Here is a 14252-nt window from a genome sequence, read left to right as displayed (position 1 = left end):
AGCAACCTGGAAGACGTTCGCACTGCGACGGCTTCAGCCGTGTCCGGAAGCGGCCGGCAAAGCGACAGAAGGTCATTCTATGAGCCAGACTGGTACCGTCAAATTCTTCAACGAGGCGAAGGGTTTTGGGTTCGTGACGCCCGATGGCGGCGCGAAGGACGTGTTCCTTCACGTATCTGCTCTCGAGCGCGCAGGCATCTCCTCGCTCAACGAGGGTGACAAGATCAGCTTCGACACCGAGCCGGACACGCGCGGCAAGGGCCCGAAGGCGATCAACGTCCAGCGCGCCTAACTGATACCGGCTGAGGCGGCGACGGGATCCGTTGGCCGCCTCAGCCGTTTCCTTCCTGTCGCAGCGTGCTGCGCTTCGACACAGACGAACAGAAGGTCCATACGATGGACAACTCTCGAAGGGCGCGCGAACGCGCCGAAGCCGTCCTTTCCGGTCCTCCGGACCGTCCCGTAAAAGGTTCGGCGGTCGGGATCATTGCCGCGGAGACTCAGGCCCGCGGCGAGAAGACGGCCCGTCTCAAGCAGCTTCGGCTGGAGCGGGATGCCGCCGAACCGCCGGCACCTGCGAAGGTGAAGAAGCCGGCAGCGAAGGCAAAGACGGCGACCAAGGCCAAGGCAGCGCCAAAGGCGGCTAAACCCGCTGCGCGCGCCAAGAAGCCCGCCGCCTGATCCAACAAGGGTCTTCCGACCCACGTGAAAGCAATGACCCGCGTCGGCGGGCATTTGCCGTTTTTAGAACGAAGGAGCTGTTTTGAAAGTCGACGTCAGAGACAACAATGTCGATCAGGCCCTCCGGGCCCTGAAGAAGAAGCTGCAGCGCGAAGGCGTTTTCCGCGAGATGAAGGCGCGTCGCGCCTACGAGAAGCCGTCGGAACGCCGCGCCCGCGAAAAGCAGGAAGCCATCCGCCGTTCGCGCAAGCTTGCTCGCAAGCAGGCGCAGCGCGAAGGCCTGCTGCCCGGCCCGAAGCGCAAGCTGCGTCCCGGCGCACCGGGCGCCCCAGGTGCAGCCCGCGCGGGTGCTCCTGCGACGCCGCGTCCGTCCTACGGCTGACGACGTCGCCCGGCGCGCGGGAGAGGTCTTGCCTTCTCGCTAGCCGGTCCTGATCGACCCGCCTTGCGCTTCCGGTTCCTGTCGTTTCAGGGGCCGTCGACCGCCTTGAAGCCGTGCGTGCGACAGTGTCGCCGCGCGGCGCTTTCGGTTGGGCTGATGAAAGTCTGGGCGAGGCGATGGCATGTGTGCCCCCGCTCTCCCTCGGAAATGCCATGCGTCCGGTCGGCCCGTTCTCCTAGGCTACGGCTCTTCGTCGGCCGGCCGTGCTTCGCCTCGGCCGGGGGCAGGGATCAGCCAGTCGCGATACCGCGGCCTGATCCGAGCCATGTCCTCGTAGAGCCAGACCATCCGGTCGACGAACCAGAGCTTGGCGCCAGCGGCGAGGAGCAGGCCGACCAGCACCGGCGTGACCTTTAAGGCCACCAGCCCGTAAATTAGCAGAACCGCCCCGATGAAGGAGATGACGGTGAGCACGGTCGCCGCACGCTCGTGATGGGCAGGGATCGGCACAGTCTTGCGGGCAAGGTAGACCCGTTCCCCGAACGTCGCCTTGGAAGCCCAGTTGTCGGGCTGGCGCGGCGGTGGGAACAGGCGCGGATTGACGAACAGAAAGACGACGACCACGACGACCGCGGGCGCGGCCCACCAGCCGATCCAGACCCGGCTCCAGACCGCCAGGACCAGCAGCGGGAAGGCGGCGACGCGCGTCCAGACGCTCCACGGGCTGGCATGACGCTGCCAGGCCCGCTCGTCCATCCGCATCAGCCGCTCGAGCGCCGCGAACAGGTCCATCGGAATCCGGGGTTCGAAGGGGCGGGCACCGATGCCCACCCCCGTCATCGTTGTCAGATCGACGGCGCGCCCTTGCGCGGCTCCGCCTCTTCGTCGTCGCCGAGCCCGTCGAACAGGGCGGTCGACAGATAGCGCTCGGCGAAGGAGGGAATGATCACGACGATGTTCTTGCCCTCCATCTCCGGCCGCTGGCCGACCTTGATCGCCGCCGCGAGAGCGGCGCCCGAGGAGATGCCGACCGGCACGCCCTCCAGCCGGGCGACGAGCCGGGCGAGCTCGAAGGATTCCTCGTTGGTCACCTGCACGACCTCGTCATAGACCTCGCGGTCGAGGATGGCCGGTGCGAAACCCGCACCGATGCCCTGGATCTTGTGCGGGCCGGGCGCGCCGCCCGACAGCACGTGCGAGGATTCCGGCTCGACGGCGACGACCCAGACGCCCGGCTTGCGAGCCTTCAGCACCTGGCCGGCGCCGGTGATCGTGCCGCCGGTGCCGATGCCGGAGACCAGCGCGTCGATCTCGCCCTTGGTGTCGTTCCAGATCTCCTCCGCCGTGGTGACGCGGTGGATCTGCGGGTTGGCGGGGTTCTCGAACTGCTGCGGCATCACCGCGTTCGGGATGCCCGCGACCAGCTCCTCGGCCTTGGCGATGGCGCCCTTCATGCCCTTGGCGCCCTCGGTCAGCACCAGTTCGGCACCCAGCAGGCGCAGCATCTTGCGCCGCTCGACCGACATCGTCTCGGGCATGGTGAGGATCAGATTGTAGCCCTTGGCCGCCGCGGCGAAGGCCAGCGCGATGCCGGTATTGCCGGAGGTTGGCTCGACCAGCGTCGTCTTGCCCGGCGTGATCGTGCCGTCGGCCTCGAGCTTCTCGATCATCGCGACGCCGATGCGATCCTTGACGCTGGCGATCGGATTGAAGAATTCCAGCTTGGCGAGAAGGTTCGCCTTGACGCCCTTCTCGCTCGCGAGCTTCTGCAGCCGAACGATCGGCGTGTCGCCGATCGTGTCGACGATGGAGTCGTAGATGCGTCCGCGCCCGTGCGTGCGGGCCGTGGCTTCGGTCTCTGGTCTGTCCATGGTCGCCTCCTTCCCTCGTCGCGCGCCATCAAGGCCGCGACCCTTGTCTGGTCATCAAGGTAGGACGGATAGGGGCGGTTTGTGAGGTCGGACCGCCCAAAACGACGCGGAGCCGAGGAAAACCGTCCTCTTTCGCGTGCCAAACGTAATGCGGCGTCAGCCGCGCCCGGTCGAGCCGAAGCCGCCGGCGCCGCGGCCGGTCTCGCCCAGCGTCTCCCGCACCTCGAAGCTTGCCGTCGTCACCGGCGCGACGACCAGCTGCGCGATCCGGTCGCCGTTCTCGATCTTGAACGGCGCATCGCCGAGATTGACCAGGATCACCTTCACCTCGCCGCGATAGTCGCTGTCGATCGTGCCGGGCGCGTTGAGAACGGTGACGCCATGGTTCGCCGCAAGGCCGGAGCGGGGGCGGACCTGCACCTCGAAACCGCGAGGAATCTCGAAGGCGAGGCCGGTCGGCACCATCGCCCGACCGCCGGGCACCAGCGTCAGCGGCTCGACAAGCGCGGCCCGGATGTCGGCGCCCGCTGCCCCGGCGGTCGCGAAGGCCGGCAGCATCGCCTCGGCGCCATGCGGCAGGCGGCTGACGCCGATCGTCGGCGGGTTGGTCATGCCGTATCCCCGCCCTGGAGGCGCTCGGCGACCCATGCCGCCAACCGCCGCGCCACTTCGCTTTTGTCGAGCTTCGGCCAGGCCTCGACGCCGTCGCGCGTGACGATATGGACGGTGTTATCGGCGCCGCCCATCACGCCATGCTCGCTCGACACGTCGTTGGCGACGATCGCGTCGGCGCCCTTGCGATCCAGCTTGCGCCGCGCGTTGGCGAGAAGGTCGTCGGTCTCGGCGGCAAAGCCCACGACCAGGAGCGGCCGATCCGGACGATGGCCGATCGTCGCGAGAATGTCCGGATTCTCGGTAAGCGCCAGCGCCGGCGTGGTGCCCGCCGCCTTCTTCAGCTTGCGCGTTGCTGTCTCCTCGGCGCGCCAGTCGGCGACGGCGGCGACGAAGACCGCCGCATCCGCCGGCAGCGCGTCCTCTACCGCCGCCAGCATCTCGCGCGCCGTCTCGACGCGCCGCACCGTGATGCCCGCCGGGTCGGCGATGGTCACCGGCCCGCTCACCAGCGTCACCCTCGCACCCAGCGCCGCGAGCGCCGCGGCGATCGCGTGCCCCTGCCGCCCCGACGAGCGATTGGCGATGTAGCGCACCGGGTCGATCGGCTCGTGCGTCGGTCCGGAAGTCACGACGATGTGCCTGCCGGCGAGCGTCTGTGGCTGGCCAAGCAGCGCCTCGGCAGCATCGGCGATCTCGGTCGGCTCGGCCATGCGCCCGGTTCCCGCCTCGCCGGCCTCGGCCATCTCGCCGGCATTCGGGCCGATGAATCGGACGCCATCAGTGGTCAGCTGCGCGAGATTGCGCCGCGTCGCCGGATGCGCCCACATCGCCGGGTTCATCGCCGGCGCCATCAGGATCGGCGCCTTCGCTGCCAGCAGGATGGCCGTCGCCAGATCGTCGACGAGCCCGTTCGCCGCCCGCGCCATCAGGTTCGCGGTCGCCGGCGCGACGAGGATCAGCTCGGCCTCGCGGGCCAGCCTTATATGGCCGACATCGTGCTCGTCCTCGCGGTCGAAGAGCTCGCCGAAGACCTTCGAGGCCGACAGCGCGCCGACGGCCAGCGGCGTGACGAACTCGCGCGCCGCCTTCGTCATCACCGGCCGGACGACGGCGCCGCGTTCGCGCAGCCGCCGGATCAGGTCGAGCGACTTGTAGGCCGCGATGCCGCCGCCGATGATCAGCAGGACGTTCTTGCCCGCCAGACTCATGGCGTCGTGACGCTGGCAGACGACGCCGGCTCGCGGAGACGGACAGTGGAGGCGTCGCGGGAGAGGGGGGCGGCCATGCTGCCTCGTTGGTGGGCGTCGATCGTCCGACATCTAGTCGGGGCGGGCGACGGAGGCAACGCACACCGTGCCGCGTCCACGCCGGACGTTAAGCCGATCTTAACGCCGCTACCCGTCAACCACATGGCAGCGTTGCGTTTCGGCGCATTGCTGCGTTGCACCATGGCGCTTAGCTTCAGTGCTGAAAGGAGACATGCCATGACCATCACCAACACCATTCGCGGCCTGTTCCGCAGCAACCACCGCCGCGACGTCGTCCGGGATTATCTCGACCAGTCCATTTCGCTCGCCGATCTGGAACGCCGCCAGCGCGAGATCGACTCCGGCCGCTTCCGGGCCAAGAACTACCCGTTCTGATACGATGACCGTCGGGGCCGGAAGGCCCCGAAGCGCGCCACGCGCCGCTGCGCGGGCGACAAGGCAGGGCGGCCGGTCTTTTCCTCGCCGCCGAACTGCCTATCTGCCGGATCGGCACGCCACCAGGCCGAACCCGGCCAGGCCCAGCCAGCGCCTGCCCAAACCCATGGCACCATGTCCACGACCCAATCTCCCCCGCCGATCCTGTCCATCCGCAACGTCTCGAAAACCTACAAGGGTGGGTTCCAGGCGCTGAAATCGATCGATCTCGACATCGCGCCCGGCGAGATCTTCGCGCTGCTCGGCCCGAACGGCGCCGGCAAGACGACGCTGATCTCGATCATCTGCGGCATCGTCAACCGCTCCACTGGCACGGTGACGGTCGCCGGCCTCGACATCGACAAGGGTTATCGAACGGTGCGTTCGATGATCGGCCTGGTGCCGCAGGAGCTGACCACCGACGCCTTCGAATCGGTCTGGGACACGGTGTCCTTCTCCCGCGGCCTGTTCGGCAAGTCGAAGAACCCCGCCCATATCGAGAAGGTGCTCCGCGACCTGTCCCTTTGGGACAAGAAGGACGCCAAGATCCGGACGCTCTCCGGCGGCATGAAGCGCCGGGTGATGATCGCCAAGGCGCTGTCGCACGAGCCGGAGGTCCTCTTCCTCGATGAGCCGACCGCCGGCGTCGACGTCGCGCTGCGCCGGGAGATGTGGGCTGTCGTCGAACGCCTGCGCGAGGGTGGCGTCACCGTCATCCTCACCACCCATTACATCGAGGAGGCCGAGATGATGGCCGACCGGATCGGGGTGATCACCGGCGGCGAACTCATCCTCGTCGAGGAGAAGAACGAGCTGATGCGCAAGCTCGGCCACAAGGAACTGATGCTGCATCTGCAGGACCCGATCGCCAGCCTGCCCGAGAGCCTTTCCGACTACGACCTCGCGATCTCGGCGGACGGCACGCGCCTGACCTACAGCTATGATACCCAGGCCGAGCGCACCGGCATCGCGACGCTGATGCGGCTGCTGGCGGAAGCCGGCATCAGGTTCCGCGACCTGTCGACCAAGCAGTCGACGCTCGAGGAAATCTTCGTCGGCCTGGTGGAGGAAAAGGCATGAATTACCCCGCCGTCGCCGCGATCTTCCGCTTCGAGATGGCCCGGACCTTCCGCACCATCATGCAGAGCGTCATCTCGCCGGTCATCTCGACCTCGCTCTATTTCGTCGTCTTCGGCGCGGCCATCGGCTCGCGCATCACCGAGATCGACGGCGTCTCCTACGGCGCCTTCATCGTGCCCGGCCTGATCATGCTGTCGCTGCTCACCCAGAGCCTGACCAACGCCTCGTTCGGCATCTATTTCCCCAAATTCACCGGCACGATCTACGAGATCCTGTCGGCGCCGATCTCCGGCATGGAGATCGTGCTCGGCTATGTCGGCGCGGCGGCGACCAAGTCGGTGATGCTCGGGCTGATCATCCTCGCGACCGCGACGCTGTTCGTCGACATGCGGATCGAGCATCCGGTCTGGATGATCGTCTTCCTGTTGCTGACGGCGATCACCTTCGCGCTGTTCGGCTTCATCATCGGCATCTGGGCGGACGGGTTCGAGAAGCTGCAGGTCGTGCCGCTGCTGATCGTGACGCCGCTCGCCTTTCTCGGCGGCAGCTTCTACTCGATCCGGATGCTGCCGGAGTTCTGGCAGAATGTCAGCCTGCTCAATCCGGTCGTCTATCTGATCAGCGGGTTTCGCTGGGCCTTCTACGGCACCTCGGACGTGTCGATCGGCATCAGCCTCGCCATGACGCTGGCCTTCATGGTCGCCAGCCTCCTGGTGATCGCATGGATCTTCCGCACCGGATGGCGGCTGAAGAGCTGACGGCGCATGTCTTTCGGCGGCCGTTATGGCCGGACAGGAGTATGACGGATGACTGAGAGAACCGCCGATATCGGTGTCGTCGGGCTCGGCACAATGGGGTCGAACCTGGCGCTCAACATCGCCCAGAAGGGCTTCACGGTCGCGGTCCACAACCGCACGATCGCCAAGTCCTTCGCCCTGCGCGACGACAATCCGGGCATCGGCGACAATGTCGTGCCCGCCGATTCGCTCGAAGACTTCGTCGCGTCGCTGAAGACCCCGCGGCTGGTGCTGTTCATGGTGCCGGCCGGCAAGATCGTCGACGACGAGATGGCCACGATCGCACCGCTGCTGTCGGCCGGCGACGTGATGATCGATGCCGGCAATGCCGATTTCAACGACACGATCCGCCGCTCGAAGGCGGTCGAGGAAACCGGGCTGCAATTCGTCGGCATGGGCGTTTCGGGCGGCGAGCTCGGGGCGCGGCACGGGCCCTCCATCATGGTCGGCGGCGCCGAGGCGACCTACGGCCTCCTGTCGCCGATCCTGACGCGCATCGCCGCCCAATACGAGGGCGAGCCCTGCGTCGCCTGGCTCGGGCCGGACGGCGCCGGGCATTTCGTCAAGACCATCCACAACGGCATCGAATATGCCGACATGCAGATGATCGCCGAGATCTACGGCATCATGCGCGACGGCATCGGCCTCGAGCCGAAGGCCATGGCCGCGATCTTCGAGGACTGGAACACGAGAGGCCTGTCCTCCTATCTGATCGAAATCACCGCCGTGACGCTGGCCGAGACCGATCCGGAGACTGGCAAGCCGATGGTCGACGTGATCGTCGACGAGGCTGGCCAGAAGGGCACCGGCCGCTGGGCGGTCATCGAGGCGCAGAAGCTCGGCGTCGGCGCAACCACGATCGAAGCCGCCGTGTCGGCGCGCGGCGTCTCATCGCGGCGTTCCGAACGCGCCGATGCGGGTGCGCTCTATGCCGGCATCGCCACCCAGGCCGGCGGGTTCGCCGGCGACGCGGCCGGCCTGGCCGAGCTGGAAGAGGCGCTGGAGACCGCCAAGATCATCGCCTATGCGCAAGGCTATGCCACCATGGCGGCGGCGTCGCAGGAGTTTTCCTGGAACCTGCCGCTGGCGGAGATCGCCCGGATCTGGCGCGCCGGCTGCATCATCCGCTCGCGCTTCCTGGACGATATCGCCCGCGCCTATGATAGCGGCGAGACGGTGGTGAACCTCCTGCAGGCGACGGATTTCGTCGCCCGCGTCTCGGCCGGCCAGGGGGCGCTGCGCCGGATCGTCGCCAGGGCGATGCTCGCCGGCATCCCGGTGCCGGCGCTGTCGGCGGCGCTGGCCTATCTCGACGACTACCGTCGGCCGCGCGGCACCACCAATCTCACCCAGGCGCAGCGCGACCTGTTCGGGGCGCACACCTTCCACCGCCTCGACAAGGACGGCGTGTTCCACCACCAGTGGCCGGCGGTCTGACGACCGTCAGCCGCTGATCACCGGCAGCCACAGCCACAGGCCGACGAGCGTCGCCAGCAGCACCGGCGGCGTGATCACCAGGCCGACCTTCATGTACTGGCCCCAGCTGATGCGCACGCCCTTGCCGGCGAGGACGTGCAGCCAGAGCAGCGTCGCCAGGCTGCCGATCGGGGTGAATTTCGGCCCGAGATCGTTGCCGATGACGTTGGCGTAGACCATCAGCTCCTGCGTCAGCGGCGCGACGTCGGCACGGTCGATGGCGAGCGCGCCGACCAGCGTCGACGGCATGTTGTTCATCACCGAGGCGAGGATGGCGGCGGCAAAGCCGGTGCCGACCGTAGCGACGAACGTGCCCTGACCGGCGAGCCAGACCAGCAGCCCGGCGGCAAGCTCCGTCAGCCCGGCATTCCCCAGCCCGTAGACCACCAGATACATGCCGATCGAGAACAGCACGATCTGCCAGGGCGCATTCCGCAGCACCCGCGGTACGGAGACGACGGGCTCGTTGCCGGAGAACCACCGGCCGGCGATGGCGACGAGGATCAGCGCCGCCGCGCCGGTGACGAGCGCGATCGGCACCTCGAAGCGCGCGGTGACGAAATAGGCGACGAGCAGGACCCCGAGCAGCGGAAAGGCGGCGCGGAAAACGTGATGGTCGCGGATGGCGCTGCGCGGCGGCTCGAGGTCGTCGACCTTGTAGGTTTCCGGGACGTTGCGGCCGTAATAGACCCACAGGACGACGAGCGTCGCCGCCAGCGCGACGAAGTTCACCGGCACCATCACGGCGGCGTAGCGGTCGAAGCCGATGCCGAAATAATTCGCCGAGACGATGTTCACGAGGTTGGAGATGACCAGCGGCAGGCTGGTCGTATCCGCCACGAAGCCGGTGCCGATGATGAAGGCGAAGGCCGCCGCCGGCTTGAACTGGAGCCGCAGCAGGATGGCGAGCACGATCGGCGTCAACAGCAGCGCCGCGCCGTCATTGGCGAAGACGGCAGCGATCGCCGCGCCGAGCACGATGACCAGCGGGAACAGCCGCCGGCCCCGCCCGCCGCCCCAGCGCGTCACGTGCAGCGCCGCCCAGTGGAAGAAGCCGGCCTCGTCGAGGATCAGCGATATGATGATCAGCGCGACGAAGGTGAAGGTCGCATCCCAGACGATGTCCCAGACGACGACAAGATCGGCGAGATCGACGACGCCGACCGCCAGCGCCACGGCGGCGCCGGCGAGCGCGCTCCAGCCGATGCCCAGCCCCTTGGGCTGCCAGATGACGAGAACGAGCGTGGCGATGAAGATCACGAAGGCGAGCATGGGTGGGGATCCGGCCTAGATGGAGCGCTGGTTGACGCGAAGGGAGACTGCTTCCGCGCTCTCGACGCGCTCGGAATACCGGTCGGTGAGATAGGCCGAACGACCGCGGATGAGATGGGTGAACTTCACCAGCTCCTCGCAGACGTCGACGATGCGGTTGTAATAGGGCGAGGGGCGCATCCGCCCGGCCTCGTCGAATTCGTTGAAGGCCTTGGCGACCGAAGACTGGTTGGGGATGGTGACCATCCGCATCCAGCGGCCAAGGATGCGCATCTGGTTGACCGCGTTAAAGCTCTGCGAGCCGCCGCTGACCTGCATGACGGCGAGCGTCTTGCCCTGGGTCGGGCGAACGCCGCCGAGCGACAGCGGCAGCCAGTCGATCTGCGCCTTCATGATCGCGGTCATCGCGCCGTGGCGCTCCGGACTCACCCAGACCATGGCTTCCGACCACATCGCGAGGTCGCGCAGCATCTTGACTCGCGGATGGTCGGGCTCCGCCCCGTCCGGCAAGGGAAGATCGCGTGGATCGAACGTCTTCACCTCGCAGCCGAACCACCGCAGCAGCCGAGACGATTCCTCCGCGACCAGGCGCGAATAGGATCGCTCGCGGATCGAGCCGTAGAGGACCAAGACCCGCGGCGGGTGCGCCGGCGCGTCCGGCCCGGCCAGCGCGAGGGCGTCGATCCGGTGCAGCTCATCGAGGGCAATGTTGGGCAGATCGAGGGCCGCGGCATCGCTCATGCTGTGGGTCATGCGCCGCCGCTGACGATCTCGCCGTCTTCCTTGACGAAGCGGCCGATGGCGGGGTCGGGCAGGATGTCGAGCACGGCTTCGGACGGGCGGCAGAGCCGCGCGCCCTTCTCGGTGACGACGATCGGACGGTTGATCAGGATCGGATGCTCCATCATCGCCTGGAGCAGTTCCTCGTCGCTGAGCTTGGGATCGTCGAGGCCGAGCTCGGCATAGGGGGTGCCCTTCTGCCGGAGCACTTCGCGCGGCTTCATGCCCATCATGTTGAGGAGTTCGACCAGCGTCTCGCGGCTCGGCGGGTTCTTGAGATACTCGATCACCTCCGGGTCCTCGCCGGCCTGGCGGATCATCGCCAGCGTGTTGCGCGAGGTGCCGCAATCGGGGTTGTGGTAGATCGTCACGGTCATGATGGGTCTTTCGTCAGGCGGCGGTTTCTCGGCCGGTCTCAGCATCGTCGACGGCCCCGATCTTGTCGAGCCGGCGCTTCAGGCTGATCCTGTCGAGGCTGGAGAACGGCAGGCTTGCAAAGATCGAGATGCGGTTGTTGAGCATGCGGAACGTGTCGGCGAAGGCGAAGGCTCGTTCGCTGACCGTGCCCTCGACCCGTGCCGGATCCGGCACGCCCCAGTGCGCGGTCATCGGCTGGCCCGGCCAGACCGGGCAGGTCTCGCCGGCCGCGTCGTCGCAGACGGTGAAGACGAAGTCGAGCTTCGGCGCGCCGTCGCGGTCCTCGGCGAACTCTTCCCAGGGCTTCGAGGCAAGATCCTCGGTCGGAAAGCCGAGGCGCTTCAAGAGGTCGATGGTCATCGGATTGACCTCGCCGGAAGGATCGCTGCCGGCGGAATAGGCCATGAACCGCGGCCCATAGGTGCGGTTCATGATGCTCTCGGCGATGATCGAACGCGCCGAGTTCCGGGTACACAGGAACAACACGTTCATCGGGCGGTCTTCGGTCGTCATCGTCTCTCCTCCCCGGCCGGGACGAACGCCCGGACCTGTTGTGATTTGGCGTTGTTCTGCTCTTCGTCGCAGCCACACGGATCGGCCGTGATGCCGCAGATCTCCGGATGGCCCTCGCAGCAATCCTCGGTGAGAAACGCCAGCAGCCCGCGCATTGCGTCGAAATGCGCGGCGTAGCGGATGCGCCGTCCATCGCGCCACGAGCGCACGAGGCCGGAGCGCTCGAGCGCGGCGAGGTGGAAGCTCATGCGGGTGGGCGCGATGGCGAGACGCGTCGCGATCTCGCCGGACGGCATGCCGTTCGGTCCGGCGCGCACCAGCATCCGGAAGGCGCTGAGGCGGTCGGCATGGGCGAGGGCGGCGAGCGCGGCGACGGCGGTCTCATCGATCATGCTGCAACCATACAAGGAAACTTGCAGGGTTCAAGCCACCTCGCGCTGGTGGTGCGGCTTTCCTAGGTGGCGCCGTCGTCGCGGATCTTGAGCATGTGGCCGCAGGCCTTGCAGTGCACCGCATCGGCGTCGTGCCGCTGCAGGCCGCAATCGGGGCAGGGGAACATCACCTTGTACGGCCGGAACACCGCTTGCGCGAGGCGCACGAACAGCGAGATGCCGATGATCATGATGACGATCGAGGTCAGCTTGCCCCATGTGCCCGGCAGGATGATGTCGCCATAGCCGGTCGTCGTCACCGAGGTCACGGTGAAATAGAAGGCGTCGATGTAGCCCTCGAGGCCCGAGCCGTAACGGAAGAAGGTCGTGTAGATGAAGCCTGTGGCGAGGAAGAGGAACGTCATCAGGTTGACGATCGCCCGCCCGGGCGTCTCCAACTCGGGATGGCCCCACCGGCGCAAAGGCCGCCAGAGCGCGCCGCTCTGGGAGATCGACCACAGCCGGACGATGCGCAGGAAGCCGAAATTGATCAGCTCGTTGGGAAAGAGCAGCGTCGCCAGGATAATGAGATCGAGCAGGACGAAGGGTTGCCGGAGCCAGCGCAGCGGCTCGCGCGCGGCAAAGCAGCGGGCGGCGATGTCGATCCCGAGAATTGCCGCCACCGAATAATCGATGACGAGGAAGGACGGCCTCTCGCGCAGCACCGGGCTCGCGATGAAGAACGCGATGATGACCAGATCGACGACGAGCACCGCCATCTGGAAACGCAACGCGTTCGGCCGACGCCCATGATAGAGCCGGCGCAGGCGGATGCGGGCACGCGTGAAGCGGGTACGCAGCCGGCGCCGGCGCATGCCGGGAATTGAACGGACGGAGCGCGCCATGGCAGCCGATCGTTGAGCGAGGCGGGTCGGCAGAACGCCGTTTCGGGTCGCGACGGACCTAGCGCAGGATCGATGAGGAGTACAGCCGATGACCGCAATCCCCGGCCGCCCGCGGATAGCCATCACCTACTGCACGCAGTGCCAGTGGCTGCTGCGCGCCGCCTGGATGGCGCAGGAACTGCTGTCGACCTTCGGCCCCGACCTTGGCGAGGTCGCCCTCGTGCCGGGCACCGGCGGTGTCTTCGAGATCGGCTACGACGGCGAGACGATTTGGGAGCGCAAGGCCGACGGCGGCTTTCCCGAGGCGAAGATCCTCAAGCAAAGGGTCCGGGACCGTCTCGATCCCGAACGCGACCTCGGCCACAACGACCGCTGAGGCAGCGGTCGCAGAGCCTGGTCAGCCGGCGTCGATCGTCACGTGGCGCCGGTCGAAGGCGACATGGCCGGCAATCGCCGCCACACCCTCATGCGGCGTGTCGTAGGCCCAGACGGCATTGTCTGCGGCCTCGCCTTCGGCGGTGATCGACCAGTAGCGCGCCTCGCCCTTGTGCGGGCAGGTGGTGCGGTGGTCGTTCGCTTGCAGGAAGGCCATCTCCACCCGGTCCTTCGGGATGTAGAAGACCGGCTCGTAGCCGCGTTCCTTCAGGAGGAGTGCGTTCGTGGTGGAGGCGACGATGGCGCCATGGAAATTCACGACCACCGGGCCGTCATAGGGCTCGATGGTGATGTATGCGTCGGTGTCGGTCGGGTGGGTCGTCATGGCATCCTCGGATCGTTGCCGCGGCGTTGTCTGCGTTACGCGGCAACGCCGCAGCCGGTTCCGCTTCAAGGCTTTCCTTGCAGAATCGCCGCGGGACCGGAAGCATGGCTCCCGGCCCCGCGTTGCCATTCCGCCTAGAACGTCAGCGCCAGATGCGGCTGGCCGTTCGAGGTCTTCTCGACCGTCGCGCCGGTGGCGTCGACGACCACCGTCACGCGGCGCCGGAACGCCGAGAAGCTCTCGAACGCAACCACGTCGACGGGCTCGTTGAACTGGATCGTCGCCCGGTAGCGCCCGCCCTTGGGGAGCACCTGCAGGCCGATCAGCTGGCCGGTGAAGTCCTGGCCGAGATAGCGGCCGGAGACGGCTGCGCCGATCGTCAGGTCGGCGACGGTCGGGCCGCGCTCGGCCATTGCGCTGAGTGTGTTCCAGTCGCGATAGCCATGCTGGCGGGCGACGAGTTCGAGCGCCGCGCCATGGCTGAGCGTGTGGCCGCCATCGGCAAGGCCGGTGCGCAAGCGCCGGGCCTGAGCCTTGAAGGCGGGAATTGTCGAAGTCATGCCGGTCATCTGCTGAACCTTTCGAGGTCATCGCATGCGGCGCTGGAAGTACGGGAGCTCGCGATTGCCGGCCGGCCGCATGCCTCTCGA

20 protein-coding genes are annotated in these 14252 nt (G+C 67.2%); 8 read left to right on the top strand and 12 right to left on the bottom strand.

Going from position 1 to position 14252, the window contains the following annotated elements:
* Positions 1 to 79 precede the first annotated feature (79 nt).
* From GTW51_RS06400 to rpsU, 3 genes are all read left to right on the top strand, one after another.
* Positions 80 to 292 carry a cold-shock protein gene (locus GTW51_RS06400; RefSeq protein WP_163043081.1) on the top strand — a complete coding sequence of 71 codons (213 nt, stop codon included), beginning with the start codon at positions 80 to 82 and terminating at the stop codon, positions 290 to 292.
* A gap of 104 nt (positions 293 to 396) precedes the next feature.
* Positions 397 to 681 carry a hypothetical protein gene (locus GTW51_RS23505; RefSeq protein ID WP_203565933.1) on the top strand — a complete coding sequence of 95 codons (285 nt, stop codon included), beginning with the start codon at positions 397 to 399 and terminating at the stop codon, positions 679 to 681.
* A gap of 82 nt (positions 682 to 763) precedes the next feature.
* On the top strand, positions 764 to 1063 hold the full coding sequence (rpsU, locus tag GTW51_RS06390; RefSeq protein WP_163043080.1) for a 30S ribosomal protein S21: 300 nt from the start codon (positions 764 to 766) through the stop codon (positions 1061 to 1063).
* A 240-nt stretch (positions 1064 to 1303) separates the two neighbouring features.
* Here rpsU and GTW51_RS06385 read toward each other — a convergent pair whose 3' ends face one another.
* The 4 genes from GTW51_RS06385 to coaBC form a co-directional block, all read right to left on the bottom strand.
* Positions 1304 to 1855 (bottom strand): DUF6653 family protein, encoded by a 552-nt coding sequence (locus GTW51_RS06385; RefSeq protein WP_246232717.1) that lies wholly within the window; start codon positions 1853 to 1855, stop codon positions 1304 to 1306.
* A gap of 53 nt (positions 1856 to 1908) precedes the next feature.
* The gene (gene cysK, locus GTW51_RS06380) at positions 1909 to 2934 is read right to left on the bottom strand and encodes a cysteine synthase A (protein WP_163043079.1); all 1026 of its coding nucleotides are present in this window, start codon (positions 2932 to 2934) and stop codon (positions 1909 to 1911) included.
* 156 nt (positions 2935 to 3090) lie between these two features.
* Positions 3091 to 3546, bottom strand: coding sequence for a dUTP diphosphatase (gene dut, locus GTW51_RS06375; RefSeq protein ID WP_163043078.1), 456 nt, complete (start codon positions 3544 to 3546; stop codon positions 3091 to 3093).
* Positions 3543 to 4757 carry a bifunctional phosphopantothenoylcysteine decarboxylase/phosphopantothenate--cysteine ligase CoaBC gene (gene coaBC / locus GTW51_RS06370; protein WP_163043077.1) on the bottom strand — a complete coding sequence of 405 codons (1215 nt, stop codon included), beginning with the start codon at positions 4755 to 4757 and terminating at the stop codon, positions 3543 to 3545. Before coaBC ends, dut begins: the two co-directional genes overlap by 4 nt.
* Before the next feature lie 276 nt (positions 4758 to 5033).
* Between coaBC and GTW51_RS06365 the strand changes: the two genes are divergently transcribed.
* The 4 genes from GTW51_RS06365 to gndA all read left to right on the top strand — a co-directional run bounded on the left by GTW51_RS06365 (position 5034) and on the right by gndA (position 8545).
* The gene (locus GTW51_RS06365; RefSeq protein WP_163043076.1) at positions 5034 to 5192 is read left to right on the top strand and encodes a DUF3563 family protein; all 159 of its coding nucleotides are present in this window, start codon (positions 5034 to 5036) and stop codon (positions 5190 to 5192) included.
* A 174-nt stretch (positions 5193 to 5366) separates the two neighbouring features.
* On the top strand, positions 5367 to 6311 hold the full coding sequence (locus GTW51_RS06360) for an ABC transporter ATP-binding protein (protein ID WP_163043075.1): 945 nt from the start codon (positions 5367 to 5369) through the stop codon (positions 6309 to 6311).
* On the top strand, positions 6308 to 7069 hold the full coding sequence (locus GTW51_RS06355) for an ABC transporter permease (RefSeq protein ID WP_163043074.1): 762 nt from the start codon (positions 6308 to 6310) through the stop codon (positions 7067 to 7069). The genes GTW51_RS06360 and GTW51_RS06355 overlap by 4 nt, the downstream gene beginning before the upstream one ends.
* A gap of 48 nt (positions 7070 to 7117) precedes the next feature.
* Entirely contained in the window at positions 7118 to 8545 is a 1428-nt protein-coding gene (gene gndA, locus GTW51_RS06350; RefSeq protein WP_163043073.1) for an NADP-dependent phosphogluconate dehydrogenase, read from the top strand.
* Between the two features lie 6 nt (positions 8546 to 8551).
* Here the strand turns inward: gndA and GTW51_RS06345 are convergent, their stop codons facing one another.
* The 6 genes from GTW51_RS06345 to GTW51_RS06320 form a co-directional block, all read right to left on the bottom strand.
* A complete protein-coding gene (locus GTW51_RS06345) occupies positions 8552 to 9856 on the bottom strand; it encodes an arsenic transporter (RefSeq protein ID WP_163043072.1) in 1305 nt (434 codons plus the stop codon).
* 15 nt (positions 9857 to 9871) lie between these two features.
* Positions 9872 to 10597 carry an arsenical resistance protein ArsH gene (arsH, locus tag GTW51_RS06340; RefSeq protein WP_163043071.1) on the bottom strand — a complete coding sequence of 242 codons (726 nt, stop codon included), beginning with the start codon at positions 10595 to 10597 and terminating at the stop codon, positions 9872 to 9874.
* 8 nt (positions 10598 to 10605) lie between these two features.
* Complete coding sequence (arsC, locus tag GTW51_RS06335; RefSeq protein WP_163043070.1) at positions 10606 to 11013, bottom strand: arsenate reductase (glutaredoxin); 408 nt, start codon at positions 11011 to 11013, stop codon at positions 10606 to 10608.
* A 13-nt stretch (positions 11014 to 11026) separates the two neighbouring features.
* Positions 11027 to 11566 (bottom strand): arsenate reductase ArsC, encoded by a 540-nt coding sequence (locus GTW51_RS06330; RefSeq protein ID WP_163043069.1) that lies wholly within the window; start codon positions 11564 to 11566, stop codon positions 11027 to 11029.
* On the bottom strand, positions 11563 to 11958 hold the full coding sequence (locus GTW51_RS06325; RefSeq protein ID WP_163043068.1) for an ArsR/SmtB family transcription factor: 396 nt from the start codon (positions 11956 to 11958) through the stop codon (positions 11563 to 11565). The genes GTW51_RS06330 and GTW51_RS06325 overlap by 4 nt, the downstream gene beginning before the upstream one ends.
* Positions 11959 to 12020: 62 nt before the next feature.
* Positions 12021 to 12842 (bottom strand): potassium channel family protein, encoded by an 822-nt coding sequence (locus tag GTW51_RS06320; protein WP_425483231.1) that lies wholly within the window; start codon positions 12840 to 12842, stop codon positions 12021 to 12023.
* An 88-nt stretch (positions 12843 to 12930) separates the two neighbouring features.
* Between GTW51_RS06320 and GTW51_RS06315 the strand changes: the two genes are divergently transcribed.
* Entirely contained in the window at positions 12931 to 13218 is a 288-nt protein-coding gene (locus GTW51_RS06315) for an Rdx family protein (RefSeq protein ID WP_163043067.1), read from the top strand.
* 21 nt (positions 13219 to 13239) lie between these two features.
* Here GTW51_RS06315 and GTW51_RS06310 read toward each other — a convergent pair whose 3' ends face one another.
* Positions 13240 to 13602, bottom strand: a complete 363-nt coding sequence (locus GTW51_RS06310; RefSeq protein WP_163043066.1) for a DUF427 domain-containing protein — start codon at positions 13600 to 13602, stop codon at positions 13240 to 13242.
* A 134-nt stretch (positions 13603 to 13736) separates the two neighbouring features.
* Positions 13737 to 14162, bottom strand: coding sequence for a glyoxalase superfamily protein (locus GTW51_RS06305; protein ID WP_163043330.1), 426 nt, complete (start codon positions 14160 to 14162; stop codon positions 13737 to 13739).
* Positions 14163 to 14252: the final 90 nt, after the last annotated feature.

Origin of the sequence: Aurantimonas aggregata (assembly GCF_010500835.1) — a bacterium.
Classification (GTDB): domain Bacteria; phylum Pseudomonadota; class Alphaproteobacteria; order Rhizobiales; family Rhizobiaceae; genus Aurantimonas; species Aurantimonas aggregata.
The sequence above is the reverse complement of the archived record's forward strand: the minus strand, read 5'-3'. Positions and strand labels throughout refer to the sequence as shown.